The 25,666-nt window shown below is 41.4% G+C and carries 27 protein-coding genes and 1 riboswitch; of the genes, 14 read left to right on the forward strand and 13 right to left on the reverse strand.

Translation table 11 applies throughout. The features are described from left to right. The first annotated feature begins 170 nt into the window (after positions 1 to 170). The gene (locus tag L6773_RS20095) at positions 171 to 1,301 is read left to right on the forward strand and encodes a tRNA-queuosine alpha-mannosyltransferase domain-containing protein (RefSeq protein WP_237856416.1); all 1,131 of its coding nucleotides are present in this window, start codon (positions 171 to 173) and stop codon (positions 1,299 to 1,301) included. Between the two features lie 22 nt (positions 1,302 to 1,323). Here L6773_RS20095 and L6773_RS20100 read toward each other — a convergent pair whose 3' ends face one another. From L6773_RS20100 to L6773_RS20110, 3 genes are all read right to left on the reverse strand, one after another. Then, on the reverse strand, positions 1,324 to 1,791 hold the full coding sequence (locus tag L6773_RS20100; protein WP_237856417.1) for a cytochrome B: 468 nt from the start codon (positions 1,789 to 1,791) through the stop codon (positions 1,324 to 1,326). Between the two features lie 155 nt (positions 1,792 to 1,946). Next, positions 1,947 to 2,753 (reverse strand): polysaccharide deacetylase family protein, encoded by an 807-nt coding sequence (locus L6773_RS20105; protein ID WP_237856418.1) that lies wholly within the window; start codon positions 2,751 to 2,753, stop codon positions 1,947 to 1,949. A 13-nt stretch (positions 2,754 to 2,766) separates the two neighbouring features. Beyond that, a complete protein-coding gene (locus L6773_RS20110; protein ID WP_237856419.1) occupies positions 2,767 to 3,813 on the reverse strand; it encodes an alkane 1-monooxygenase in 1,047 nt (348 codons plus the stop codon). A gap of 205 nt (positions 3,814 to 4,018) precedes the next feature. Between L6773_RS20110 and L6773_RS20115 the strand changes: the two genes are divergently transcribed. Further along, positions 4,019 to 5,014, forward strand: a complete 996-nt coding sequence (locus L6773_RS20115; protein ID WP_237856421.1) for an aldo/keto reductase — start codon at positions 4,019 to 4,021, stop codon at positions 5,012 to 5,014. 22 nt (positions 5,015 to 5,036) lie between these two features. Here the strand turns inward: L6773_RS20115 and L6773_RS20120 are convergent, their stop codons facing one another. The 4 genes from L6773_RS20120 to L6773_RS20135 form a co-directional block, all read right to left on the reverse strand. Further along, complete coding sequence (locus L6773_RS20120) at positions 5,037 to 5,732, reverse strand: type 1 glutamine amidotransferase (protein ID WP_237856423.1); 696 nt, start codon at positions 5,730 to 5,732, stop codon at positions 5,037 to 5,039. A 6-nt stretch (positions 5,733 to 5,738) separates the two neighbouring features. After that, on the reverse strand, positions 5,739 to 6,293 hold the full coding sequence (locus L6773_RS20125; RefSeq protein WP_237856424.1) for a GNAT family N-acetyltransferase: 555 nt from the start codon (positions 6,291 to 6,293) through the stop codon (positions 5,739 to 5,741). Between the two features lie 76 nt (positions 6,294 to 6,369). Then, the gene (locus tag L6773_RS20130; protein ID WP_237856425.1) at positions 6,370 to 7,137 is read right to left on the reverse strand and encodes a TatD family hydrolase; all 768 of its coding nucleotides are present in this window, start codon (positions 7,135 to 7,137) and stop codon (positions 6,370 to 6,372) included. A gap of 240 nt (positions 7,138 to 7,377) precedes the next feature. After that, positions 7,378 to 8,136, reverse strand: coding sequence for a class I SAM-dependent methyltransferase (locus L6773_RS20135; protein WP_237856426.1), 759 nt, complete (start codon positions 8,134 to 8,136; stop codon positions 7,378 to 7,380). A 190-nt stretch (positions 8,137 to 8,326) separates the two neighbouring features. Here L6773_RS20135 and L6773_RS20140 point away from each other — a divergent pair, with 190 nt between their 5' ends. Then, positions 8,327 to 9,385 carry a flavin monoamine oxidase family protein gene (locus L6773_RS20140; protein ID WP_237856427.1) on the forward strand — a complete coding sequence of 353 codons (1,059 nt, stop codon included), beginning with the start codon at positions 8,327 to 8,329 and terminating at the stop codon, positions 9,383 to 9,385. A 50-nt stretch (positions 9,386 to 9,435) separates the two neighbouring features. On the opposite strand, the gene L6773_RS20145 is transcribed toward L6773_RS20140, so the two are convergent. Both L6773_RS20145 and L6773_RS20150 read right to left on the reverse strand, forming a co-directional pair. Further along, complete coding sequence (locus L6773_RS20145; RefSeq protein ID WP_237856428.1) at positions 9,436 to 9,882, reverse strand: hypothetical protein; 447 nt, start codon at positions 9,880 to 9,882, stop codon at positions 9,436 to 9,438. A 69-nt stretch (positions 9,883 to 9,951) separates the two neighbouring features. Continuing rightward, entirely contained in the window at positions 9,952 to 10,647 is a 696-nt protein-coding gene (locus L6773_RS20150; RefSeq protein ID WP_237856429.1) for a hypothetical protein, read from the reverse strand. A 395-nt stretch (positions 10,648 to 11,042) separates the two neighbouring features. Here L6773_RS20150 and L6773_RS20155 point away from each other — a divergent pair, with 395 nt between their 5' ends. Further along, complete coding sequence (locus L6773_RS20155; protein ID WP_237856430.1) at positions 11,043 to 12,248, forward strand: serine hydrolase domain-containing protein; 1,206 nt, start codon at positions 11,043 to 11,045, stop codon at positions 12,246 to 12,248. Between the two features lie 96 nt (positions 12,249 to 12,344). Here the strand turns inward: L6773_RS20155 and L6773_RS20160 are convergent, their stop codons facing one another. The 3 genes from L6773_RS20160 to L6773_RS20170 all read right to left on the reverse strand — a co-directional run bounded on the left by L6773_RS20160 (position 12,345) and on the right by L6773_RS20170 (position 16,357). Next, positions 12,345 to 13,412 (reverse strand): serine hydrolase domain-containing protein, encoded by a 1,068-nt coding sequence (locus L6773_RS20160; RefSeq protein WP_237856432.1) that lies wholly within the window; start codon positions 13,410 to 13,412, stop codon positions 12,345 to 12,347. A gap of 461 nt (positions 13,413 to 13,873) precedes the next feature. Beyond that, positions 13,874 to 15,394, reverse strand: a complete 1,521-nt coding sequence (dnaB, locus tag L6773_RS20165; protein ID WP_237856433.1) for a replicative DNA helicase — start codon at positions 15,392 to 15,394, stop codon at positions 13,874 to 13,876. Positions 15,395 to 15,613: 219 nt separating this feature from the next. Then, complete coding sequence (locus L6773_RS20170) at positions 15,614 to 16,357, reverse strand: CPBP family intramembrane glutamic endopeptidase (RefSeq protein ID WP_237856434.1); 744 nt, start codon at positions 16,355 to 16,357, stop codon at positions 15,614 to 15,616. A gap of 228 nt (positions 16,358 to 16,585) precedes the next feature. Here L6773_RS20170 and L6773_RS20175 point away from each other — a divergent pair, with 228 nt between their 5' ends. From L6773_RS20175 to L6773_RS20200, 6 genes are all read left to right on the forward strand, one after another. Further along, the gene (locus tag L6773_RS20175; RefSeq protein ID WP_237856435.1) at positions 16,586 to 17,233 is read left to right on the forward strand and encodes a CsgE family curli-type amyloid fiber assembly protein; all 648 of its coding nucleotides are present in this window, start codon (positions 16,586 to 16,588) and stop codon (positions 17,231 to 17,233) included. A gap of 6 nt (positions 17,234 to 17,239) precedes the next feature. Continuing rightward, complete coding sequence (locus L6773_RS20180) at positions 17,240 to 17,659, forward strand: curli production assembly/transport component CsgF (protein ID WP_237856436.1); 420 nt, start codon at positions 17,240 to 17,242, stop codon at positions 17,657 to 17,659. Positions 17,660 to 17,742: 83 nt separating this feature from the next. Further along, entirely contained in the window at positions 17,743 to 19,032 is a 1,290-nt protein-coding gene (locus tag L6773_RS20185) for a CsgG/HfaB family protein (protein WP_237856437.1), read from the forward strand. A gap of 61 nt (positions 19,033 to 19,093) precedes the next feature. Continuing rightward, complete coding sequence (locus L6773_RS20190) at positions 19,094 to 19,987, forward strand: hypothetical protein (protein WP_237856438.1); 894 nt, start codon at positions 19,094 to 19,096, stop codon at positions 19,985 to 19,987. Positions 19,988 to 20,053: 66 nt separating this feature from the next. Further along, positions 20,054 to 20,860, forward strand: a complete 807-nt coding sequence (locus L6773_RS20195) for a hypothetical protein (protein ID WP_237856440.1) — start codon at positions 20,054 to 20,056, stop codon at positions 20,858 to 20,860. 32 nt (positions 20,861 to 20,892) lie between these two features. Continuing rightward, positions 20,893 to 21,288 (forward strand): carboxypeptidase-like regulatory domain-containing protein, encoded by a 396-nt coding sequence (locus tag L6773_RS20200; protein ID WP_237856441.1) that lies wholly within the window; start codon positions 20,893 to 20,895, stop codon positions 21,286 to 21,288. 9 nt (positions 21,289 to 21,297) lie between these two features. On the opposite strand, the gene L6773_RS20205 is transcribed toward L6773_RS20200, so the two are convergent. Next, complete coding sequence (locus L6773_RS20205) at positions 21,298 to 22,284, reverse strand: aldo/keto reductase (RefSeq protein WP_237856442.1); 987 nt, start codon at positions 22,282 to 22,284, stop codon at positions 21,298 to 21,300. A gap of 108 nt (positions 22,285 to 22,392) precedes the next feature. After that, positions 22,393 to 22,495: riboswitch (TPP riboswitch) on the forward strand. Positions 22,496 to 22,567: 72 nt separating this feature from the next. On the opposite strand from L6773_RS20205, the gene L6773_RS20210 reads away from it, so the two are divergent. The 4 genes from L6773_RS20210 to L6773_RS20225 all read left to right on the forward strand — a co-directional run bounded on the left by L6773_RS20210 (position 22,568) and on the right by L6773_RS20225 (position 25,422). After that, positions 22,568 to 23,293, forward strand: a complete 726-nt coding sequence (locus L6773_RS20210) for a class I SAM-dependent methyltransferase (protein ID WP_237856443.1) — start codon at positions 22,568 to 22,570, stop codon at positions 23,291 to 23,293. Beyond that, complete coding sequence (locus tag L6773_RS20215; RefSeq protein WP_237856444.1) at positions 23,290 to 24,354, forward strand: AIR synthase family protein; 1,065 nt, start codon at positions 23,290 to 23,292, stop codon at positions 24,352 to 24,354. The genes L6773_RS20210 and L6773_RS20215 overlap by 4 nt, the downstream gene beginning before the upstream one ends. Continuing rightward, positions 24,351 to 25,037: a thiamine phosphate synthase gene (locus L6773_RS20220; protein ID WP_237856445.1), complete on the forward strand. Its 687-nt coding sequence runs from the start codon at positions 24,351 to 24,353 to the stop codon at positions 25,035 to 25,037. Before L6773_RS20215 ends, L6773_RS20220 begins: the two co-directional genes overlap by 4 nt. Positions 25,038 to 25,146: 109 nt before the next feature. Beyond that, complete coding sequence (locus tag L6773_RS20225) at positions 25,147 to 25,422, forward strand: Trm112 family protein (RefSeq protein ID WP_237856447.1); 276 nt, start codon at positions 25,147 to 25,149, stop codon at positions 25,420 to 25,422. Positions 25,423 to 25,666: the final 244 nt, after the last annotated feature.

A 25,666-nucleotide genomic window follows, 5' to 3' on the forward strand; every position in this document is an offset into this window, starting at 1 on the left:
GAAGGTTGAGGTTGGACCGAGTTCCGGTATCTTGTTCTACTTCCCGCAACAAATTTGAGTTTATCAGTAACGGGCAAGCTGCCCGTTGTACTTATTAATTAAAGTTGCTTCTGAGCTCTCGACTCGTTTATTTCGGGGTACTTTTAATCATCATCAACAGGATTTCGTTCGTGAACATACTTGCAGTAGAACCTTTTTATAACGGATCGCACAGGGCTTTTTTGAAAGGTCTTCAGAAGCACTCAGCTCATAATATTATCCCAATAAAGCTGGATTACCGCCGGTGGAAATGGCGTATGCATGGCGATTCGGTGAACCTCGCGGAGATGTCGGCCGAAATCGAAGAGGATATCGATCTTCTGTTGGTGAGCAGCATGACCAATCTGCCAGCATTTTTAGCGCTGACCAATCCCCGGTTTGCACACACGCCTAAGGTGATGATGATGCATGAAAACCAGCTGACCCAACCGATGCCGGAAGGAGAGGAGCGGGATATTACCTATTGTTACATCAACTATTTGAGTATGCTCTCCGCTGATAAACTTCTGTTTTCCACCAAATTTCACCTGGATGATCTGTTGGAAGCTTTACCTGAATTTTTAGAGAATTTTCCGGATGACAAACACTATAACACGGTTGATAAGATTCATGATAAAAGCCAGGTGATGTACCCAGGGTTGGATCTGTCGGTGTTTGATAAGCATCCCGATACCCGTGATAAGAATAAACGTCCGGTGATTGTCTGGAACCAGCGATGGCAGTTCGATCGGAATCCCACCATGTTTTTTAAAGTGCTGAACCGGTTGAATGATATCGACTTGAAATTCGATCTGATTTTAGCCGGGGATACAAAGCATCGTAAGCCTGAGGAGTTTGAAAAAGCCTGGAAACGTTTTGGGGATCATATTACACATTTTGGTTACGTAGAAGATGTAGACAGGTACAGCAAGCTACTTCACTCCGGGGATATTGTGGTTTCAACAGCTACATATGAGTTTTTCTGTGTGGCAATCATGGAAGCAATCTACTGTGGCTGCCACCCACTGGTGCCCAATCGTTTACACTACCCCGAGTTGATTCCTGAAAGCCTGCACAATCCACTTCTGCATGCACCCGTTTTGTATGACACCGAGGATGACCTGTTTCACAATCTCAAAAATCTGCTTACCAGCGAGACAAAACCATTACCTAAAGCATCTCTTCAAAATATCAACAAGCACCTGGATTGGGCCAAGATGATTGATCGCTATGACTCCCTCTTTGATGAGTTGAAAGAGACTAAAAGTGTGGCTTCTTTTTAGGATCGATCTATCGAATATTTTCTTAAAAAATCCTGAACAGCGGACGTGCATCAAACGGGGAAAACGGCCATGGAATGGTAATAAGAATGAGAATCAGCCCTATGGTGAACCAGATGGCAATAGATTTAAACTTCTTCACATCTTCAGAAAGTCGCTTGGCTTTTGCAGATCCAATGGTGATCAGCACAATGGCGATTATCATGATCAGACTGTGTTCCATGCCATAAAAACGAATGGCAGATTCCTGAACAGCTTCACCAAAATTATTAAACAACTGTCGTATAACAGGGCTGATAAAATACAATCCCAAACCCACAATCAACTGCACATGTGCCAGGATAACTGTGATATTTCGAATCTTATCAAAGCGAGGTGTGTATGGCAATTTAGAGGACCATCCTTTAAACGCCTGGTAGATAGAGTAAAACAAACTGATCAGCAGAAACCATCGAAATAAGGAATGAACAACGAGCAGTGCAGTGTAGATCATAACAGTTAAGAAAAATTGTTTAGCGTTCAGACATTCGAGTTTAATCTAAGAATTATTAGCTTGCCTTGCGATTGCTTTATCTTCTATTCTGAAGTAAAACATTGAATTACAAAGATTTAGTTTTCAGGTGTAAAGTATTTTTTGAGATCGAATTCTTACCTGTTATTTGACAAATATCTTTGCACATCTTTCACAGGTGCTAACCAGATACCATTATCAGGGTTTTGAGCATAATTTATGAGCTCCTCAAGCATTGAGAGCCGGGTTGTTTGCTCGCCTTCATTTGAAATTTCATGCCCTGCAAGGATAATCCATTGCCCGTTTTCTTTCGCATTCCGGAGTATCGGCAAGATATCATCAAAATCTTTTCCATCCATTTCTAGAGCTCTCAAATGAGCAAGATCACAGAATTCAGGGTCATTGCCGGTCTCATCAAGCCAGGTTCGGCCTGAGGAAAAAAGTTCAGCAACCACCGGTATATAACTCTTTGTCTGTTTCCCACGTCCCACGTATGTCTCTCCACAAGGATAGGCAAATGATACCGGTGTTACACCTAATAGTGTATTGATTTGTTGGTTTGCTTCTATGAGTTCTGATTCCATCTTATTGAGTGTATACTCTTCAAGTGCATGATTCCTAGACCACTCAAAATTTCCCGTACAGGGATGATTCAGGGAGTGGTTCCCTATCTCATGACCGGAAGCTACAGCTTTCTTCCATTCTTCGAGATGCTGCCTGACACTTCCCGGATTCACATAGAATGTGGCCTTTGCATCATACCGGTTGAGAAGCTTCGTTCCGCCTAAAACCTGGCTCGGCCGGGCATCATCAAACGTGAGGCTGAGGGCAATTTGATTTCCATCAGGCCAATGGAATAGGTGATCGGAAACTTGAGAGTAGGAAGAGTTTTGGAGACCGCCCCATAAAAGGATCAATAATAAAGTTCTTAAAAGAGATTTCATGATACTCTTTTTGTTAGTGATTTTTTGAAGCTTTCTCAACCAACGGATCCATAATTCGAAACCAAAGTGGAGGAAATAATGCAATGAGAATCATTCCCGGGTATCCTGTCGGCAGTTGCGGGCTCTCCTCAAAGGATCGAAGGAGTTGATATTTACGACTGGCCACAGCATGATGATCAGAATGTCTGGACAATTCAAACAGGAACATCCGGCTGATCAGGTAGTCGCTGTTCCAGGAGTGATGGTGATCAACCTTTTCATACTTCCCTTTACCAGGCTTTACCCGACGTTCCAATCCATAATGTTCAAGATAATTGACGGCTTCTAAAAGACTGAATGCGACGACACAACTTGCCATAAAAGGTAAAATCACAAATCCACCGAATAAAACGGCAATTAGTATTAAAAAACCAATTTGAAGGATTAAAAAAAGAAGCATTTCGTTATGAATTGAGAAAAATGAATGTCCATATTTTGCAAGGCGTTTGAGTTCAATTTTCCATGCCGAGAAGTATTGACCGGGAACCGTCCGAAGCCAAAACCGATAAAAATGTTCTCCTTTTTTGGCAGTTGCCGGATCGTCAGGTGTGGCCACATGTTTGTGATGTCCATACACATGCTCAACAGCAAAATGCATGTAAAAAGTGGTAAGCAGAATTGTACGTCCCAGCCACTGTTTAAATCGGCTGCTTCGGTGTATGAGTTCGTGGGCAACAGTGATTCCAACTCCTCCGTTACTAATACCTACAGATAGAATTCCACCTGCTAATGACCAACCAGTCAACTGCCCTGTTGAGCAGATCCATAAAAAATACCCCGTTAGAAAATACTGAATAGGTACGTGCGACCAGAGTAAAAAAGAATAGCCAAGTGAAGATTTAGTTCTCTCTTCTTCTTGCGGAATGAGGTTGTACCTGTTTTCGCCCGCGAACCATTCGGCTACCGGCAGCAAAAGAAAAATGTAGATTGGTGTGATAAACGTCCAAAATCCGCCCAAATAGATCCCGATGAAAGCAGATGCCGGAACGGTATAGGATGGTATGTAACTATAAGCTTTCATGTTGAGAGATCACCATGAAATGTATATAACTAGAGGATAGGTTACAATTTTTGGATCCATCATCTCCATTAATTCGTTCGGCTGATGACGATTTCACAATCTTAAAAATTCTTCCCAAAGAATGCAGAGAGCGACCTAAAGAATGTTATTTTACATAGACGGATTTCAATGAATAAGAAGGCGACTAAATAGATTGGTGAAAACTATGCGATACAGACAATTTGGTTTTACAGATCTGAAGGTAAGTGAAGTTGGTTTTGGTACGTGGGGAATTGGTGGACCTGTGATGGCCGGAGATATTCCGATCGGCTGGGGAGATGTAGATGATGAAACATCCCTAAAAGCTCTTGAAAAAGCATATGACCTCGGGGTGAATTTTTATGATACGGCCGACTTCTACGGTCTAGGGCACTCGGAGGTGTTGCTCGGCAAAGTTTTTGGTGATAAGAAAGATGTGATTATTGCCAGTAAAGTCGGTCATCGCCTGGATGAAAACGACTCGATCTATGTGGACTACTCTTATGAATATATCGTGAATTCCTGTGAGGAGAGCTTACAGCGTTTACAAAGAGATAGTATCGATTTTTACCAATTACACACGGCAAAATTACATCACTTGGAACAGGGTGAATGTATTGAGGCGATGGAAAAATTAAAGAAAGAGGGTAAAATTCGGTACTGGGGTGTTTCCCTGAATACATATAACCCATTTCCTGAGGCTAATTTTATCTTTGAAAACAATACCGGTCATGGGTTGCAGGTTGTCTTGAACATTATCAATCAGCGCAGTCTTGACATAATTGAGAAAGCTCAAAAAAAGGGAATGGGAATCATCGCAAGGATGCCCCTGCAGTTTGGGCTGCTTACAGGAAAATTCAATGAGGAAACCCGGTTTGAAAAGGATGATCACCGTTATTTTCGTTTGAAGCCATCTATACTGAAAGCTTCCCTTCATGCTCTCGAAGATGTTTGGCGGTTAACAGAGAAATATGGTGTGACTAAAACAGAACTGGCTTTAAGTTTTATCTTGAGTTTTGATGGGGTATCGACAGTGATTCCCGGCATTAAAACAGCGGAACAGGCTGTAAAAAACACTCGGGGAATTGTGAAATTATCAGAAGAGGACCGGGATTCTATTCGTTCGTTATTTGATACGAAGTTTGACAATCTCTTGGAGCAGATGAAGGAGAGTGAGAGTTGAATCTCGTTGATGTCGAATATTTTTAATGGATTTGATTGTGCAAATATTCTAATATCTCCGCCATCATTTTATTGATTTTATGATAGCGTTCAACCGGAGCAGACAACATCTCTTTCTCAGTTTGGATATAAATAGAGGGGATCAACTCATGGCGGCAATTCTGAATTAAGTTTTTAGCTGATTTCGGAGTGGTTTCAAGGTGAAATTGGAGTCCTATGACTGATCTCCCGAGTTGGAAGGCTTGATTTTCACAAACGTCACTCTTTGCAAGGAGAGTGGCACCGGGCGGCAGGTCAAAGGTTTCACCATGCCAATGGAAACATTCAAAAGATGATGGAAATTGAAAAGTTGAAGTACTACCTGTTTGTATAGCATTAACCGGGAACCAGCCAATCTCTTTTTCAGGATTTGGATATACTTTTGATCCAAGGGTGTTGGCAATGAGTTGGGCTCCCAGGCAAATGCCCAATACAGGGATGTCGGCTTCGATGGCATCACGAATAAACTCTTTCTCAGAGACCAACCATGGATATTCTTCCTCGTCGTTTACACTCATCGGCCCGCCAAGGACTATCAACAGATCCATACTATCAATTTTTGGAAGATCAGCTGACTCAAAAAAGCAGGTAGTTATGATCTCATACCCCTTTTCTTTTAACCACTCTTCCATACTGCCAAGTCCTTCAAAGGCTACGTGTTGGTTGACATGTGCTCGCATCAGTTTCTACGAATTTGATTGTTTGTACTCATATTTTGTGAGTCTGTACTGGATTACTGTGAGGTATTTATCACCTTTTTTGATGTGATCGACCAATTCGCCCTCTTTAATCATTCCGTTATTACTCATTACTTTTCCTGATGCCGGGTTATTGACAAAGTGAGAGGCATGAATTTTATGGAGTCCGACTCGTTCAAACCCAAATTCCAAGATTGTACCGATAGCTTCCGTCACATAGCCGTTATTCCAGAATGGTTCACCGATCCAAAAACCCAATTCAGCACGGTTGAAACGCGTATTGAGCCTTAAGCCAATGCAGCCCATGAAGAGATTATTTGTATGTTTACAGATCGCAAATATAAAATGATTCTTATCCTCAAGCCCTTTGTTGGCCATATTGATCCAGTAGATGGCATCTTTTTCATGATAGGGATGTGGCATCGTTAACGTCATGTTGGAGATCTTCTCATTGTTGGCATATTGAACCATCCGGGGAATATCCTCTACGTACGGCATTCTCAACCGAAGCCTATCAGTTTCTAAAACAGGTAAAGAATCCATTGTTGACTTAAATATTTATTAAAAAAGTAATTCTTAAATGATGAAAACCCAATCTAACTTGTCAAGAAAAGTATTATCAGCTACTAATCGAACAAAACTCCGAAAGATTACCGGCAAAGAGTAGTGTATAAAAATTGGAAGTCACGATCTCAGAAAAATTTGGACGAGATAGATTTCGAATCTCTGCAATTTCAGATTCGACATTTTTAACCAGGTTTGGGAATCCGGGTTCACCGTTCAGCCACTCCCAACCATTCGGATTATCCGTTTCAGTGAGAATACGATCTACAGGCAGCATGGATGCAAGGGATCGAATTTTCTGCGATTGAAATACCTCCACTCCGATCGTGAAATAGGCTCCCAGATCTAGGAAATCATTCACCAGTTCAATGGGTCCATTGTACCAATGAATAATGATAGCCGGGGGTGATGAGGTTTTCAGATGTTCCAATATCAACTCTTCTGCACCACTTGTATGTAGGTTGACTAATTTTCCTAAGTCTTCTGCGGTATCCAGTTGATATCGAAAGACCTCTTCCTGTGCAGGGTATTTTGTCTCATTCTCCACAAATCGATGATCCAATCCAATCTCTCCGATAGCCGGAGCCGATTTCATGTGTTCATCAATCTCATCCAAACGGGTCATGTATTCCGGCGCATTCCAGGGGTGAATTCCAAAGGAGGGGAGAATCAATGGCACCGATTTGGCAATTTTAACCGTTTCGTGATATGAAGGGATATCCATTGAAACGGCTAACGAGCAGATTGAATGAGTTCGAATCTGTTCCAGGGCTATTGGCAGATCATTGCCGTATTGATCGATATGGAGATGTGCGTCAATCAAATATGAAAATTTTAATAAATAAAGTGTATACAGTTATGGATCAATGATTCATTATCCGCATAATTTTTGGGAGAAGAGTTTCTAATTTTTTTCTCCTATTTAAAATGGCTCTGGTACTCAAGAAATACAGTAAACATTCTCGTGGTGATTCCGGTGATAATATCTAAAAAAACTTTTGAACTCCGGGATTTGTCAACCTTAGTTTGAAATTCTTCATGAATTGTTTTCCATAATCTGATGTCACGACCAAGGCTGTTTACTTGCCACATACATACCATAACTGATGTAGTCCTTGTATTTATTATAGAGTTTTATCTCTTTGGTTTCTGATTCCACGATTGCCCGGGCCTCATTTGTATTGCCATTTCGTCTTAGGAAATCATCAAACCTTTCCTGCATAGGTGTGTAATAGTTATCCGTCCAGCAGTGTTCCGGCAATACAAAATACCCGATGGGGGAGTACCCGCACTTCTCTAAAATTGAAATATTTGAAGATGCTACATCGATCTCAGGGTATTCATTGTCCCAATAATGTTGAAGTTCTGAGGGGCGGCCTCCGGTCGTCCAGGTTATTTCCGAAGCTACCATCAAGCCTCCCGGTTTTAGATATCGTCTCCAGTCGTTTATACCCTTTTCAAATCCAATGTTATAAATTGCTCCCTCAGACCAAATCATGTCATACTCTTCAACATCAAAAGGTAGATTTTCCATGGAGGATTGAAGTGTAGAGATTTTTTCAGAAACATCGGCTTTCGTTGCTCTATTTTCAAGTACGTCAAGGAATTCTCTCAGGAAGTCTACCGCCGTTATGGTTGCGTTGAGCTGCCGGGCAAGAGTTAGTGTAGAAGCTCCGGTTCCACAACCGATATCGGCAATTTTGAGAGGTTCAGTTTTATCAAGCATGCAGAGGTCTAAGGCCAATGTTGTTTCAGCATCTCCCCCCGGGCCCTGGCGCAATGCGTGTTTATGTAGATCAATTAAGAGTCTAAAATCATCCATTCGACGTAAACTTATAGATGTGTAGGTTTGTTTTAATTTTTTAAAAATTGAACAACTGGCAATCAATGAAACAAATTTAAAAATATAGTTTCTAATCTTTTAAAAGTAGGGTAGGTTAATAATGGATTCATGGATTTACATTCTTGAATTTTTATCTTCTTCCTCATTTTAACAACACCTCTCCAGGTTTATGCAAACTCCAAATATCACTATACTCGGCGGGGGGCTGTCGGGATTACTTACTGCTTATTTACTCAAAAAAGAAGGGTTCACGAGTCAAATTCTCGAGGCTCGCAGCCGACTGGGAGGCCGAATATATACATTTAGGCCGGGGAATGAAGCTTCAGTAGAGCTGGGAGCCACTTGGTTAGGGAAGAAGCATCGACATTTGGTAGGTTTATTGAATGAGATGAAGATCGATATTTACGAGCAACATATGGGCAGAAAAGCTTTTTACGAGCCAATGTCTGTATCACCACCACAGCTTGTAGACTTACCCCCAAATGATGAACCAAGCTATCGTATTAAAGGAGGAACGGATCGAATTATACAAGTTTTAGCGGAGCAGCTTGATCAAAATCAGATTCACTGCAACCAAGTGGTAAAAAAGCTTCGAAAAAAGGATGACAGATTGGAAATTCAAACCGGCCGCGACCATTTCGAAGCTGATTTGGCTATTAGTACTTTACCCCCAAAGCTGTTGGTTAGTGAGATTGATTTTTTTCCAGCCCTTCCCAAAGATTTTGTTGATATCGCTTCAAAAACACATACCTGGATGGCGGAGTCGATCAAAATTGCATTCACGTTTGAAGATGCTTTTTGGCGAAAGAGTCAATCCAGTGGGACGATTTTCAGTAATGTGGGGCCAGTACATGAGATGTACGATCACTCATTCAATAACCAATTTGCATTGAAGGGTTTTATGGATAATGCCTATCACTCCATATCCAGGAAGCAAAGAAAAGAATTGGTCCTTGAACAACTTCGCCGATTTTATGGCGGAAAAGTTGACAGTTTTATCTCATACCACGAGTGTATTTGGCAAAAAGAGCCTTATACATTTAGTAGTTATCTTCATCCGGTGATACCTCATCAACACAACGGGCACTCCATCTTTCAAAAGACTTTTCTTGATAAAAAATTGCTGATAGGAGGATCAGAAACAGCAACAGAATTCCCGGGATATATGGATGGTGCAGTAGAAAGTGCTTATCATGCTGTGGAAAAAATTAAAGAACTTCTTTCCTGATTAATTGTGGCATCTTGAATCAGTCTGGTATAGACTATGAATTCGATAATTCAGACAGCTAATTTTTCCTTTTCTTTGTAAACCGTTCCCGCAATGGCAATCCCCGCAATCAAAATGATGATATCTTTAATGAGATACTGGCCTTCCGGGCTTGGAACGAAAGGCAGATGTACAAAACAAACATCAGGATGAATAATAAAAGCTAAAATAGTTCCGGGTATCCTGATAAATTGCAAGATGATTGAGTATTTAACGAGTGGTTTGAACATCAGTGTGATGCCGATTGCAACTTCCCACCAGCCCAGGAGGGACAAAGTTACATCAGCAGGAAAAACATAGATGGTATTTGCAAGAAGTGAGGTTGTTGTTTTTTCGCCAAAAGGCTTTAAAAGGCCAAACCATATAAAAATGACACCCAATGATAATCGATGCACATTGTGACCATAGGTATAAAACGATTCAAATATTTTTTTGTTAAAACTTTCTATCTGTCTCATGACTGTTACATGAAGCGTTTAGGTTATATTTTTTGAATCACAGTATTGATGCAATTTCTGTCCGGTCCATTAAAGTCCCTTTTTTAACGGACTACTGTCAAACAAACCAAGGTTTAAGCTTAGCCCTATCATCCAGGCTCTGCTTTTCACATCAATGACGTTTATGTTACTCTCTGCTTTTTTTGCATATAGATATTTACCTTCTGCGTAGAAACCGATTTTCCAGAATAATTGACCGTGAAAACCTGCCTGTAGGTTAAAAAGAAAGCCTTTCTCAATTGCATACGGCTTTTGACGCCAGTCCGGATCATCCGATCGTTCATATTTTTCTAGTTTGAGTAAGCCTGCTCCACCACCTGCGTAAACCTGAACTCGATCAAAGTTGGGAAACGTTGTAGTGTAGATCAGATTCAATGCGTTTAAGAACATATCATTGGGTTCAGAATACCTTTTCTTAAGGGGTGTTTTCCGATAAGACTCTGATATAAATGAAAAGATGAGTGGAACTTTAGCGGGTTTAATGCCTACCCCAAGCTGAGTTGATTCACCTAAATGTGCTGAACTTCCAATTCCCATTCTAAACATGAAGTTGACTTTCTTCTCTTCCGATGAGCTTGAGCTGTCAACTTTGGTTTGAAAATTTTCGAATCTCTCAAAATTTTTAATGCTGCTTGAATCAGAGTTATTGTTGTCTTCTACATAAAAATGGACAGAAGATTCTTGAGTGTGGTCAATGGTATTTCCTGATGCAAACAGTTCATTCATTGTGCAGAAAAGCACATGAAAAAAGCACCATACTGCAATCATCCGTATAAAGCGGGAATTCCTCATAACAAACGAATCAGTTACACTCTCTAAACTAATTTAATTGCATCTTAGGTTTTGAAGCATAGGGCATTGTTAAAAGGTTTTGTAAGTAATTGGAGATCTTCCTGTTCTGGATGAATAGAATGTTCATCGTTAAGATTCTGCCATCAACCCAAATTATGACAGAAGCAATGCTGAGATCGAAATTCATAATTGTGACTCAGAAAAATTTATCTCTTCTAAAAAATTTAGCTTTAAAAGCAGTTTAATATCGAAGTTAGTTTTTTATTATCCTTGAGGATAAATTGTATCCGAAACAGGAACTACACTTAAACATTAAAACTGGATATTCTGTGATCCGATATTTTTCTGTCTCTCTTCTACTGGTTGTAATTATCGGATCTTACCTTGCCTTTACGGATATCGAACCGGAACCGGTGGTAGTTGAGCCTGAACCTGAAGAATCGGTAATCGATGAAACTTTGGCCAACTACCTGGAAGATTTTGAACGGGATTTTGAAGTTGGGCTAATCGAAGAAAAGATTCCCGGAGCGGCGGTAGCCATTGTAAAGGACGGGCAGATTATATTTCAAAAGGGATTTGGAGTAAAAAAGAAAGGAACGTCCGAAAAAGTAGATGAAAATACTCTCTTCAGATTGGGAAGCCTGTCCAAAGGGTTTGCATCTGTTCTGACGGGGAAATTTGTAGAAAAAGGAGTTGTAGGCTGGAATGATCCTGTAAGCCGTTATTTGAAGTACTTTAAACTAAATGATCATCAACAAACCGACCTTGTTCAGATCAGGCATCTGTTATCTCATACATCCGGACTGCCCCGCCACGCATACACAAATTTGATAGAAGACGGACTCTCATTGGACCGCATAATCCCCCGATTGGAACAAGTTCCATTGATTGCTAAAGTTGGCGGTCAGCATTCCTATCAAAATGCGGCATATTCGGCGATAGAAAAAGTTCTTGAAGTTCAAACCAACACCGATTTTAATACTCTTATTCATGAAAATCTGTTTGAACCGTTAAGGATGAACCACACCTCGGCAAGTTATGAAAGTATTGAGAATTCCGTAAATAAAGCGCTGCCTCACGTAGTTTATTCACGTTCCCGGGGGCGCGTACCCGTGCCTATTTCTGAGAAATATTACAACGCAGTTTCTTCAGGTGGTCTGAATGCGTCTGCTGCCGATATGGGGAAATGGTTACAGCTTTTAACGGGGCATCATCCTGAAGTTGTTTCCGAAGAGACGCTCCAAGAGATTTACAATCCGATTGCCACTCTCAATAATCGGCGATACAGCCGGCATTGGGAGGGAGTGAATAAATCTTATTATGGAATGGGGTGGAGAGTGCTCGATAACCATGGGCAAAAAATTGTTTACCACGGGGGCTATGTAAATGGATACCGCAGTGAGATCGCATTTGCACCTGACGATGATGTAGGAATCTGCATACTCATCAATACCCACTCAAGCTATCCGTCAGAAGTGATGCCGGAGTTCTTTAACAACTTTAAATCAGGTTCGATGAATGTTGCTGCAAAGTGAGGTTTTGCGGTTCGGTATTTCTAAGGTCGGGCGGCCTGTTTAAAAACACAGAAAATAAAGCTTACCCGGTCTGAAGGAGATGGTGTTATATAAATATTATTGTTTCCGCAATTTGTCCATAACCTTGAACATAAATCTGACGCACTTTCTTTGCCATGCCTGGTGATTAAAACTTCCAATGATGTATGCATCCAGTTCCGGATGGTAGAACATGAATGCACCTGTCGCTCCCAGAACACCCCATGATTGATATTTTGATGGTAACAGAATTGGAATAGGGCGAACCTGCCAGATACCATATCCATAATCCCAACCGGGATATAATCGGGCTTTATCATTGATCATGATTTCGAAAGTATTTTCTGAAATCAGCTTATAACTCGTTAATGCTTTCATAAATTTTAGTGAATCTTCCATGGGTGCCACAACACCCCCGCCTGAAAAATCAAGGCCGGCAAATCCCTTGATTTCGTTTAATCGAGTTTGATCAAAATAAAACCCAGCTTCCTTATAGACCGACGTCTTAAGCGGCTTTGAGTAGTGAAGCATGTAACTATTCATCATATTAAGAGGCGCAAAAATCAATCTTTTCATCACAGCATGAAAAGGTTCTCCGCATATTTTCTCCACGATGAGTCCAAGCAGGTGATAATTAGTGTCAGTGTAATACGACTTTTTACCTGGTACATTCTGAGGTTTTAGATTCTTTTTTGCCCATTCGACCGCTTTTCGGGGATTTATGTCTAAACTATGGTTGGCTAGCAACTTATCGAACAAAGGATAGAAATTATCCGGCAATCCCGAAGTTTGATTTAAAAGATGCCGGATCTGAATCTCCCGGGAATAGTTATTTTTCTTATAGATATGCAGTCCGTCCATTAATTCAGAATCAAGATAATGGCTGATATGATCCTCAAACGATAACTCTCCTTTTTCGTGCAGAATTGCCACAATTACAGACGTAAAAAGCTTTCCCACACTCGCCATGTAAACGGGTTGCAGTGGGTTTGGTTTGTTATTTTCTCCGGGTCCTTCTGCGAGATTGAGATGCAATCCTGTCTTGTTAGAGTGTAGAAGTAAATAGGCATTTACGATCTTCTTATCCTTACGAACCTTCTTTCTGAAAAAGGTTTCTATCGGTGATATTTCTGTGCTCTGAGGCATATACTTTATATAATCTAAAGTCTGAGATCTGCATCTCGGTAAGGAAAATATAAGTCATTCTATTTCCTGTTTCAGATGCTATGCTGATACCAAGTTTTTAAATTAGGCTTCCAATAGGAATGAATGCTTTCAGATTGACGCTTAACATATACATTAGCAATTAATGACAACGAAGGATAATCCTCAAATCAATTTTCCCAATAACTGGTGCAATTGTTAAATCCGGTATCCAAACTATAAATTGGAATAATGCAGGGTTTATCTTGCCGGGAAAATCATGCTCCCGTCAGTAAGTATAGGATGTCACTTGTGCCGGAGCTTATTTCCAAAGAGAAAGGGGACCCAAGTGACGCGTCGCTTTACACTTGCACGAAATGTTTTAAATAGTTAGAAATAATAAATCAAAATATTGTTGATTTATCAGTAATAGGTCAGTGATCTTTTAAAAAAAGCGGATCTACTTAAAACGGTGCTTCGTCATCATCGCTGCCGCCGGGATTGTGGGTAGGAGGTGGCATGGATGGTCCACTGCTGCTTTGATCCGGTTCTTCGAGGTAGTCGTCTCCACCGGGGCCGCGGTCTATTCGGGAAAGCCGTTCAAAGCGGGCATATTCTTTCACGAAATACATACGCGTGGTTCCAACCGGGCCGTTACGCTGCTTTCCAATAATTAACTCAGCAAGTCCGTTGGTAGACTCACCTTCGGCGGTGGTGGTAATACCGTAGTACTCGGGACGGTAGAGGAAGCAAACCACGTCGGCATCCTGCTCAATGGACCCTGACTCTCTTAGGTCACTCAACTGCGGACGTTTATCTCCACCACGCTGTTCCACGGCACGACTCAACTGTGCAAGTGCAACCACCGGTACATCCAACTCTTTTGCTAACGCTTTGAGCCCACGAGAGATCGTTGCGATCTCTTGTTCACGATTTCCAATATCGCGGGAATTAGCAGTCATGAGCTGAAGGTAATCCACTACAATCAAGCCGACGTCGTGCTCACTTTTCAGGCGGCGACATTTGGTACGGAGTTCCATTAAGCTCAGGCTGGGCGTGTCGTCCACAAATATTTTAGCTGTAAATAACCGGCTTGCCGCGTCGATCAGCCGTTTAAAATCTTCATCTTTCACACGGCCGGTTCGGGCATCTTGTGCATTGATACGGGCTTCCATCGTCAGGAATCGCTGGACCAACTGCTGGGCCGACATCTCGAGACTGAAAATCGCCACGTTGGTCTGCATCTCCTCGTTAGGGTGAAGCGCCGCATTTCGGGCAGCTGTCAAGACAAAAGCTGTTTTACCCATCGAGGGACGAGCTGCAATAATAACCAAATCACCATTTTGCCAGCCTGAAGTGTATTTATCCACATCCAGTCCGGATGGAACACCGGTTACACCTTCCGGTTTTCCACGTAAATCTTCCAGGTAGCCCAGGGTATCCTTCAGAATATCACCGATAATGGTGGCATTGGCGCGGGTTTTGTTGTTGGAAAGATCGAAAATTCGCTGCTCGGCTTCATCCAGCACATCAGAAGCGTCAGAGGTGGTATCATAAGCGGTTTTTATGATCTCGTTACAGTGCAGTATCAAATTCCGCTTGATCGATTTTTCAGTAATGATCTGCGCATGATAATCGATATTGGCCGCTGAGCTGACCGACCGTGTCAGATCTGCCAGGTAGCCGGTTCCCCCCACCACATCCAGCAGGCTTTTGTCTCGCAGTTCATTTTCTACGGTAAGAAGATCCAGCGGATTATCCCGCTCGTAAAGCTCAAAAAGCGTTTCAAAAATGTGTTTGTTGGCGGGCTTGTAAAAATCTTCTGGACGTAATAGCTGAAGAGCAATGGTGGCCGCTTCCCGTTCAATCAGCATCGCTCCCAAAACAGCTTCTTCCACTTCCACGGCCTGGGGTGGTACCCGGCCTCCATCGTGTTGAAGAGACTGCGAACTGTTGGACGTATTAGAGCCATTTTGCTTGGCCATCTGTTGCTACATTTAAAAATTGAGAGTGGAAATTACGGAACGATTAAGCGTCTAAAATCAGGAAATGTTCCGCACTGATTCCTGATTTTTAAAAGTAATGAATGTGGCTGAGAATTCTTATCAAGTTATCCACATTTTTTCCAGAATAACACAAAAAGTTTTGTGGATTGTTTGTGGATAACTGTCTAAGCACGACCTTAAACTTTGGCCCTTAAACTTTCACCCAGCCAAATACATCTGTACCATCAAAATTGTGTCCATATAGGCGTGAGCGAGGACGAGAATCCAGATCTTTCGGTCATAATGTAGATAGAAGTATCCCAGGACCAATCCCATAAAACCGGTTTGCACCATTCCCATGGGACCCCACTCATAGTGGATCAATCCAAAAATAATCGCACTCAAAATGACGGCGATTCTATTTTTCCATTTCTCCGAAAATCCCATCTCAGAGATTCGGTTGATGAGGAATGCGCGGTAGATCACTTCCTCTCCAAATGAGGAAACGATGTAAACACCAAAAAGAGTTAATAAAAAAAGTGGAAAATTATCCTGAATGTAAGCATAATTACTCATATCGGCACTTTCCGGTATACCGGTGATAGGGGCCATAATCACCGACCCCAGAGCAAAGGCGATCATTGCCAACACAAAAACCAAGAGTGATTTTAGAAATACCGTACCGGCCTGTTTAGCACTGAATGTTCCGAAGTTGATTCCAAAATCACTCCAATGTTCACCCCGAATGTTCAGGCTGATCCAAACCAGGCAGAGCATCACAATATTTGCCGTCCAGACGATGGCTTGTTGGAATACGAGGTTTTCACCTGCTAATGGAAGAAGAGAGTAAATAAGAGTCAATGCAGCAAAAAAGATTATGACTATCTCGCCAATTTTAAAACCCAGGTTCGATTTTAATTGGCTTCTGATGGGAGAGGTGGAGCTTCCTGAAGGCTCGTTCATAGTTGAGTATTAAGTTACCGTTATTTGTATGAGGAGCAGTGTACTTTCAATCTCTACGAGAAAATTAGTAAGAGGTTTAAAGAAATTTTTCTGATGATTATGACCTGATTTTATTTTTGGTCTCGTAGTGTTTTATGGAAACAAGTCATTGAGAACGTTGGAGTTTTATTTGTTGTAAAAATCACTGCCAGAAAGAGAAGAATTTTGTGTCTGAAGAAAAGCTATTTAATGATTGGCTTAATAATTCCGCTATTAATTGAAGCTCAATGGCTTAAAGGGTATCCAATGGTTTCTAATAATTTTATGAAGATTGAAAAAAAATCTGAAAAAATTGAGCGCAGATCATTTTTGGAGTACTCGTTTGAATTAGATCCATCTATTCATGAAAACTTGTTCTCTTTTAATGTGGACACTGTTCAAACAAAAAATGGAACAGAAAACTTAAATCCGGACACAACTCAATCCGAAGAAAATGAGGAGTTACTTGAAGAGTTCCGCGAGGCGTTTGAAGATATGATAGAATCTGAAAGTGATTCAATTCATGAGGAAAAGCAACAAGAGGCTGAAAGAGATTTACTACTTGAACTGGACGGAATGGTGATTGATGATACACGGTCAAGAGTTGGGCGGAATTTTTATGATTTGTTTTATCAATACTGGCAGGCACCGGAAAACGCATCCAACTTTACAATCCGGATATCAGAACGCCCGACGCCAACACTCGGCTCAATTGTAACTGTGAAAGTGAATGATGAAACTACATTTCAGTACAGGCTTCAGCCAAGATTCAGCATTATTGAAGAGGCGGCACAATATGCGGTAAGAGTCACAAGGGAGTATCTGGAAACATCACAACGGGAATACAAAATCTATTAGAAATCAATGAATGTAACCCAAAAATCTATACTTCTTCTGCTACCTGTTTTATTCGGCCTGTTTACATCTGCATTTACACAAGATTTAGTCTACCGTCCCAAAAACCCTGCGTTTGGTGGAAGCCCCGCAAATTTTTCCTGGCTGATCAATTCCGCAAATACTCAAAACTTGTTTACTGAAGAGCGGAGTTCTCCATTTAACCGAGATCCACTTGCCGATTTCGAAAGTTCATTGAAGCGGCAGGTGTTATCTCAGTTAACCCGTGATGTTGTGTTAAGTCAATTTGGTGAAGGCAGTGTAGAAGAATCCAGGTTTGAATTCGGGGAATTTACCATCGATGTCACCCCGGGACCGGATGGAGTTGAAATTCGGATTTTTAACATCCTCACCGGCGATGAAACCAGTATAACCATTCCAAATTTTTAGTCTAGATGCGCCGAGCAATCATCTTCATTCTATTAATTTGTTTCTCAGCAGGTTTGATCTCATGTGCTGGTACGATGAAACCGATGCATACAGATCGGGCGATGGATGGGCTAAAGAGTAAATCACATGAGGCGCTTACATCCATGCCTGAACCGGATGAAAAAGTAGTGGTGGCGGTGTACAGATTCCGGGATCAAACCGGTCAGTATAAAACATCGGAAAGGGTTTCGAACTGGTCGACTGCGGTTACGCAGGGTGCAACCTCTATTTTGATAAAAGCCGTTGAAGATTCCGGTTGGTTCATTCCGATAGAACGAGAGGGAATTTCAAACCTGCTGAATGAACGTCAAATTATTCAATCGATCCGGCAGCAGCATGCAGGATCGGAAGAGCCGGATCCACTACCTCCGCTTCTTTTTGCAGGGGTGATGTTAGAGGGAGGAATCATTGGATATGACACGAATGTAGTAACCGGAGGTACGGGGTTCCGATATTTGGCTACGGGCGGATCGTCCATGTATCGAAAAGACCAGGTAACGATCTATTTGCGGGCGGTATCCACACAAAGCGGTCGTGTGTTAAAAACGGTTCACACGACAAAATCCATCCTTTCTCAACAATTGGAGGGAGGTGCATTCAGATATATAGATACAAATCGTTTACTGGAAGCGGAGGCCGGTTACACCTATAACGAACCACCTGTAATGGCCGTCACCGAAGCGATTGACGAAGCTGTAAAACAGTTGATTTTAGAAGGGGTTGATGAGGGAATCTGGCAGGCAAAAGACCCGCAGCAGATTGCCTCATATCAAAAACAATTTGAAGAAAAAAGAGAAGAAGATTTACAGCGGGATTATTTCGGGTTTTTACAAAATAAGTCATTGCGAGATGGCTGGTCCGTTACCCCACAGTTTGCACTGGGAAGTTACATAGGAAACTACTCGAATGCACTTTACAAGCAAGGATTTGGGCTTCAGATTGAAAAAAGCATTTCCGGATATTTCTCAATGAAGACAAATTTACTTCGTACTCAATTAGGGGTTGACAACCTTTTTTCAAACCCCATGAATAGTGCAGATCTGCTGTTTAATGTCTATGCAACTCCCGACTTTTCACTCTCTCCGTTTTTAAGTGCGGGAGGGGGCGTGATCGCTTACGACAAGAAATACGATTTTTTGGATCAACAATTTTTCCCAACTGCAACATTTGAAGCCGGACTGGATTATCGCCTCAATGAATTTTTTGGATTAAGACTGAGTACCAATTATCGATACCTGTTGAATGATGGAGTTGATGGGGTTGTGCAAGGCAGGTATAACGATCAACAATGGAATGTGAATTTGGGTATCGTTTTAAGTCCTGATTTATTCTAAAGTTTTAAAATTCTTTCAAATCATGAATACTTCAAACAAACAATCACAAACGGAGAAACCAATGAGAAAATCAATAACACTACTTTTGGCGCTTTTTTTCATGTCAGGATCATTATTCGCTCAGAACGGCAATGATTCCTACCAGGATCAATCAGGAGAATCGAACACTGCTAATATTGGTCAGTATGGAAATGACAATGAAGCTGAACAAATTCAAAGTGGTTCTTATAACGAAGTCAGTATTTTGCAGATCGGAGATTCAAATTTAGCCGAGCAAGATCAATCAGATCAAACACCGTTAGATATCAATGATGGCTCTCAATATGTAAACATTGCTACCATTGAACAGTTGGGAAATGATAATGATGCATATCAAACTCAAATTTTAGATCTAAATATTGCAAGAATTGTTCAAGACGGAGATGGTAATTATGCATCTCAATATCAGGAGTGGTCTCAACTTGAGGGAGAAATAATACAGATTGGAAATCGGAATGAGGCTTATCAGTCGCAAGACGGGGATAAAAATAGAGCTAAGATAAATCAATCAGGGAATAATAATATTGCCGATCAAAACCAGGAGGGAGATCTATTTGTCGAAATGATTTCGGAACAAAATGGCGATTCTAATTTCAGCGAACAGTATCAATACGGAGGAAGCGGTACTTCCGATGATTATAATACGCTCAGAATTGAACAAAATGGCTCTCAAAACAATGCCTCCCAGGTTCAGTTATTAGAAACGTATGGCAGTGATGCATTCATCATTCAAAATGGAAATTTGAATCAAGCGGCACAATTACAATCTGGCGAAAGTAATACAGCTACAATTATTCAGGGTGGAATGGAGGCATTCTCTTTAGATGGAGGAACGTTCGACTTCACAGGTGAGTCCATATTTTTTTCCGGTAATGGTGGATTTGAGTGGAGTGGCGGCACGGTTTCATTTAATTAAAAGTAACCGAAGTTTATAATTGCTCTTGGAAAACAACTATTTGAACTCATAACAGCATTGAAATTTATGAAGAGAATTCCAATCGTTCTATGGTTTCTGTTTCTCTTGACAGGAACCATTTATGGACAGTCAAGCTTTCCAGATCCCGGTAATGAAGGTGTTTCGAACGAAGCCATGATTGAACAGGCGGGTAATTCAAACACCGGAATTATTAACCAATTTGGTTCTAACTCAGCGTACATTGAACAGGTCGGCGATAATAATCGTGCAGTGATACAACAAGGAGGCGGTGAATCCTTAGGTAAAGTTATTGATACACCTATTGGAAGTTCTTTTCCGGGTGATTTTGGAGGTTTTGGACATAAACAAACAACCTCTACTGCAGATCTTACTCAAAGTGGAGATTTTAATGATGCATTTGTAGTACAGGCAGGTTCACATTCTTCAAGAATAGTCCAGGATGGCAGGACAAATTTTGCTGGCATAACACAGTTTAGTTTTCGTGGAGGGTTGTTCGACTCTTTTTCTAAAAATGGAAATGCAGGATCAGTGGCATCAATCATTCAGGAAGGAAGCTATAATGAGGCAGGAATAGGTCAATTAGGAAATGCTCATGATGGTACCATTGAGCAGTATGGCGATCATAATAAAGCAACGATTGCCCAATTGCCCGGCTTTGGATTGACCGGTGGTGATAATCCAGTGTTTAATTTACCGGTTCCTGGAGGTTCCAGTTCGGGGGCAACAGGTACGATTATCCAACATGGAAATTGGAATGAAGCATCAATTATTCAAAATAGTTCGAGTATCCCAACTGAAATTATTCAGTATGGTTATGAAACAAATGTAATGGTGGAACATAACCCGTTCTGAAATCAATTGATCAAGTTTAAGAAATGGATTTTATGCTTCATTCAACTCAAGCAAGATTTGTTCTGTTACTTTTTCTATTTCTGATGGTATCCTGTGCAAAAGAAGCCATCGATACTGAAACATTTGGTGACATTGAAGGGAAGGTCATCAATAGTGAAACAGATCAACCGGTATTTAATGCAAATATCACAACAACACCGCCTACAAATGCCATTTTAACAAACGAAGATGGATCGTTTTCTTTGGTGAATGTTCCCACAGGGAGCTATTCCATTCAAGCTCGAAAAGCCGGGTTTGAAGGGAATTCAGTAAATATCTCAGTGAGAGAAGAAGAAATGTCCATCGCGAATATACTTCTCTCACCTGAAACGGAAGAACCAGATACCACTGAAAGTGATAGTGGTGAAAACCTTCGTATTGGAAAATAAATCAAAGGCTTACCACCGCTGATGTACGTGCGGCTTAATCATATCCTGATAAATCTCATCGATTTTAGACATGGTCTCTTCGAGAATAGGCGGTGTTTCGGAAGCATCGCAGTTGGATTTGACATGCTGGTCGGATGAGGCACCGGGAATAACGACACTTACCTCATCACGCATTAAAATCCAGCGAAGAGCAAGATGAACGAGATTTGTTTCCTCACCGACTGCATCTTTCAATCGGTCTACGGCTTCAATTCCGGTTTCATAGGGTATGCCGGAAAAAGTTTCGCCCACGTCAAAGAACTTGCCCTCACGGTTGAAATTTCTGTGATCCTGCTTATCGAAAGTGGTGTCTTTAGAAAATTTTCCGGTCAGGAGCCCGCTGGCTAACGGTACCCGTACGATAATTCCGACATTGTTCTCTGCAGCCTTTGGAAAAAGCTCTTCATGCGGACGCTGACGAAACATGTTGTAAATTACCTGGATTGTTGTGACGTTGTCATATTCAATTGCCTTCAATCCTTCTTCAACTTTTTCAATACTCACACCAAGATTCAGGATTTTTCCTTCCTCTTTCAAATTATCGAACTCCTCAAAAATTTCCGGTCGATAATAGACTTCTGTTGGCGGACAATGAAGCTGAACAAGATCCAGAGCTTCGACATCTAACCGTTTTAAGGAATCCTCAACATATCCACGAAGGGCTTCAGGTGTATAGTTTTCATTGGTATGAGGATCGATCTGGCGTCCGCATTTGGTAGCTACATAAATTCTCTCACTTGTTTTTTTGATCGCTTTACCAACTTCAATTTCACTTTCGGTGTCTTTGTACACATCAGCCGTATCAATAAAATTGACTCCGTTATCGAATGCTTTTTGGAGTGTTTTTTGAGCAGAATCAGGATCAAGTCCCTGTCCCCATTTACCGCCAAGCTGCCATGTACCAAGTGAAATTTCAGAAATTTCGAATCCAGTTTTGCCGAGTGTTCTCTGTTTCATTCTTCTTTTTTTATCTGATGATTGTTAGCCTTTTGGTAAAGTAAGCATAGTGTTCACGATAATCATTGAATTTGTGGCTATTTAATTTCTTGTCCGGTTAAAAAATCCTATTTTTAGGTGGGGTGCTTGATGCATGACATCGGGCTGAGATCAAACCCAGTGAACCTGATCCGGGTAATGCCGGCGTAGGAAATGCCAATCCCACCTATCATGTTAGGATTATCAGGTAGCTCGCTGTAAACGGTCATCCCCAACGACAATTACAAACTTCCAAAAATGATCTATGAGCGACATTGAAAAGAAACAGTTTGACCGTGTAACCAAAACACTGAAACAGTGGCAGGACCGAGAAGAGTGGTTTTTTAACCGCGAATACACGGATAAATATGAACACTACTACGAAACCAGGTACAAGCGAGCGGAAATTTGGCAGAAAAAAACACTAGCCAAGCTGATCAAAAAAGATGAGAGAGTAAAGACACTCCTGGAATTCGGGTGCGGAACAACACGGTTTACACGATGGTGGAATGAGATTGGGATAGATGCATCCGGGGCCGATATCTCCCCGTTTATGTTGGGACAGGGAGCCCACCTGTTTGAGGGCGATTTGGCTTTGGCTGATTCCCATCACATGCCATTTAAAGACAACAGTTTTGATGCGCTTGCCTTCATTGCCACATTTGCGTATTACGACGACCCGGTGAAAGTGATTCGTGAAGCCGTCCGTGTTGGCAAGTATGGGATTATTTTTGGAATTATGAATCGAAACTCAACGAAGGTTGTAAGGCGACGAATTCAGGAAGTTTTTAACAAAAATGAGTATTACAGAACCGCTAATTTTTATACACCGGATTCGCTGATCGAGAAGGTTGAGGAAGCACTTGAAGGTCGCCTCTATAAAATTGAATGGACTGCCACGGGACTCCCAAAATGGTTTCCGATGCAGCAGTGGGGGTTTCCAATTGGTGATTTTTTTGCTCTTCATGTAAAACTAACAGATGTAGAATGAGTGCTTTTGAAGATAACTTTGGAAAAATCGGCAGTTCGAATCTGAATGAGATTCTTCTTCCTCGAACTGGGAAGAAACGAAGAGATGTACGAACCGGTCCGGGTTTTGGGGTGGATACATCAGTGATTGATCTCGGAAACAACCTGGGATTAGCCATTTCGAGTGATCCGTTGTCTCTGATTCCGTCACTTGGATTGAAGGAATCGGCTTGGCTTTCAGTTCATCTGCTGGTAAATGATATGGCTACAACAGGATTTTCACCGCAGTATGCTCAATTTGTCTTGAACCTTTCACCGGAACTATCGAAAGAGAAATTCGAAGAATATTGGGAGTACGTTCACCAGTTTTGTAAGGAGGTTGGAGTGGCCATTACCGGCGGACATACGGGACAGATTGAGGGTCAGAATTCGACAATTCCCGGCGGTGGCTCGATGTTTTTGTCAGCTCCCCTGGATGAAATTATTACAAGTGATGGAGCTGAACCTGGAGATCTGATTATTGTGACGAAAGAAACCGCATTAAACTCAACAGCCATTCTTGCAATGAGTTTTCCTGAGACTGTAAAGAACAATTTGGGCAAGGAGGTGTATCAGGCCGCATGCGATAATTTTTATCGAACGTCGTCCTTGCCGGATGCTTTAGCCGCTGCTGAAATTTTGGAGAATAAGACTGAGTTGAAAGCGATGCACGATGTGACTGAGGGTGGAGTGTTGGGAGCGATTGCAGAGATGGCCGAAGCTTCCGGTTGTGGATTTACTGTTGATGATTCAATGCTCCCCGTAGGTGAAGCTCCCAAACAGATTGCAGAACTCTTTGAAATCGATCACCGTTTTTGTGTAGGGGCAGGATCGATGATTATGGCCGTGAAACCCGGTTGTGAAGAGAAGCTGATTGAATATTTAGAAAACCAGTCGATCCCGGCGACAGTTGTTGGAGAGATGACGGAGAACTCGTTAGGCAGAAAGATCATTGAAAATAGTGAAGAGAAGGAGTTCTCATTTGATGGAATCGATCCCTATTGGGCAGCATTTTTCAAAGCGATAAAAGCGGAGTGGAAATGATGAAGAAAGAGATAACTGGTGGAATTTATCTGGTTTTAGATCCTTCTATCAATAAAACAGAGTTGTTGGAGAAGTTAGAACAGGCACTGAATGGAGGAGTGGATATCATTCAAATCTGGAATAACTGGCCGGAGTCAATTTCTCATTCAGGTAAAGTAGAGTTCATTGAAGAGATTTTGGACCTCACAAAAAGGCATAACGTTCCGGTGTTGATGAATAATGATTGGAAGATGCTCAAAGAAACAGATATGGATGGTGTCCATCTTGATCAAATACCAGAAGATTATGATCAGATTCAAAGTAAAATTCAGCGCGATTTTATTGCCGGGATCACATGCAGCAACAATTTGGAGGTGATTCAATGGGCAGAAAATCATGACATCGATTACATCTCTTTCTGCTCCATGTTTCCATCCAACTCGGTGGATAGTTGTGAAATTGTTCGCACTGAAACGGTACGAAAGGCGCGAGAAATCACGGATATTCCGTTGTTTGTTTCTGGTGGAATTACACCAAAAAACCTTTCTGAACTTGATGACTTAGATTTCCAGGGAGTGGCTGTGATCTCAGGAATTTTAACTTCCGATTCGCCCAGAATAATGGCTAATGAATACAAAAAGAAGTTAAAGAATAAAGTCCCCCTTCGAAGGGTGAAAGAACGACAGAGTCGTTCAGGGGGATGACCCTCTAGCATTGAATCAAATGATATTTTGAAGCAGAGCTTCACCCGTGCGTACCGAAGGAGGACCTTCGGTACGAGTAAAAAGTACTCAATAAATTAATTAAAGAACTATGACAAAATCATTTGCAAAAAAGTTATGCTGCCCGATGGATAAACATGATCTAAACATGCGGGTATTTGTTAAAAATGAAAACGCCGAGATCATTGAAGCCCTGCTAACATGTCCTGAATGCAAGCGCTATTACCCGGTGATTTATGGTATTCCAATCATGACACCGGATGAATATCGAGACAAATCGATCGAAGCTCCGACCTTGAAAAAGTGGGGTTTGCAGTTGAAGGAGTCGGAATCAGAGAAATTATTGCTTGATGAAAATATTGATTGAGTGGGGGAATAATGCTCAGTTAGAAGATAATCTTGATCAAACTTTTAGTAATAGAAAAGCTGGACATTTCTTTAAGCACGGATTGTCAATAAACCGCAGTGAATGCAGAGATTCGCAGAGGATTTAAAATAGATTGATGCTATTCACCAATAGTCTGGTAAGAAACCCACTCCGCAGGAGTGAAATATTAATAGCCTCGGGTGAAGCGATTGAAAAGAGCGAAACCCGGGGTTACGTGATAAAG

It is taken from the genome of Rhodohalobacter sulfatireducens (genome assembly GCF_022012475.1).
GTDB classification, from domain to species: Bacteria; Bacteroidota; Rhodothermia; order Balneolales; family Balneolaceae; genus Rhodohalobacter; species Rhodohalobacter sulfatireducens.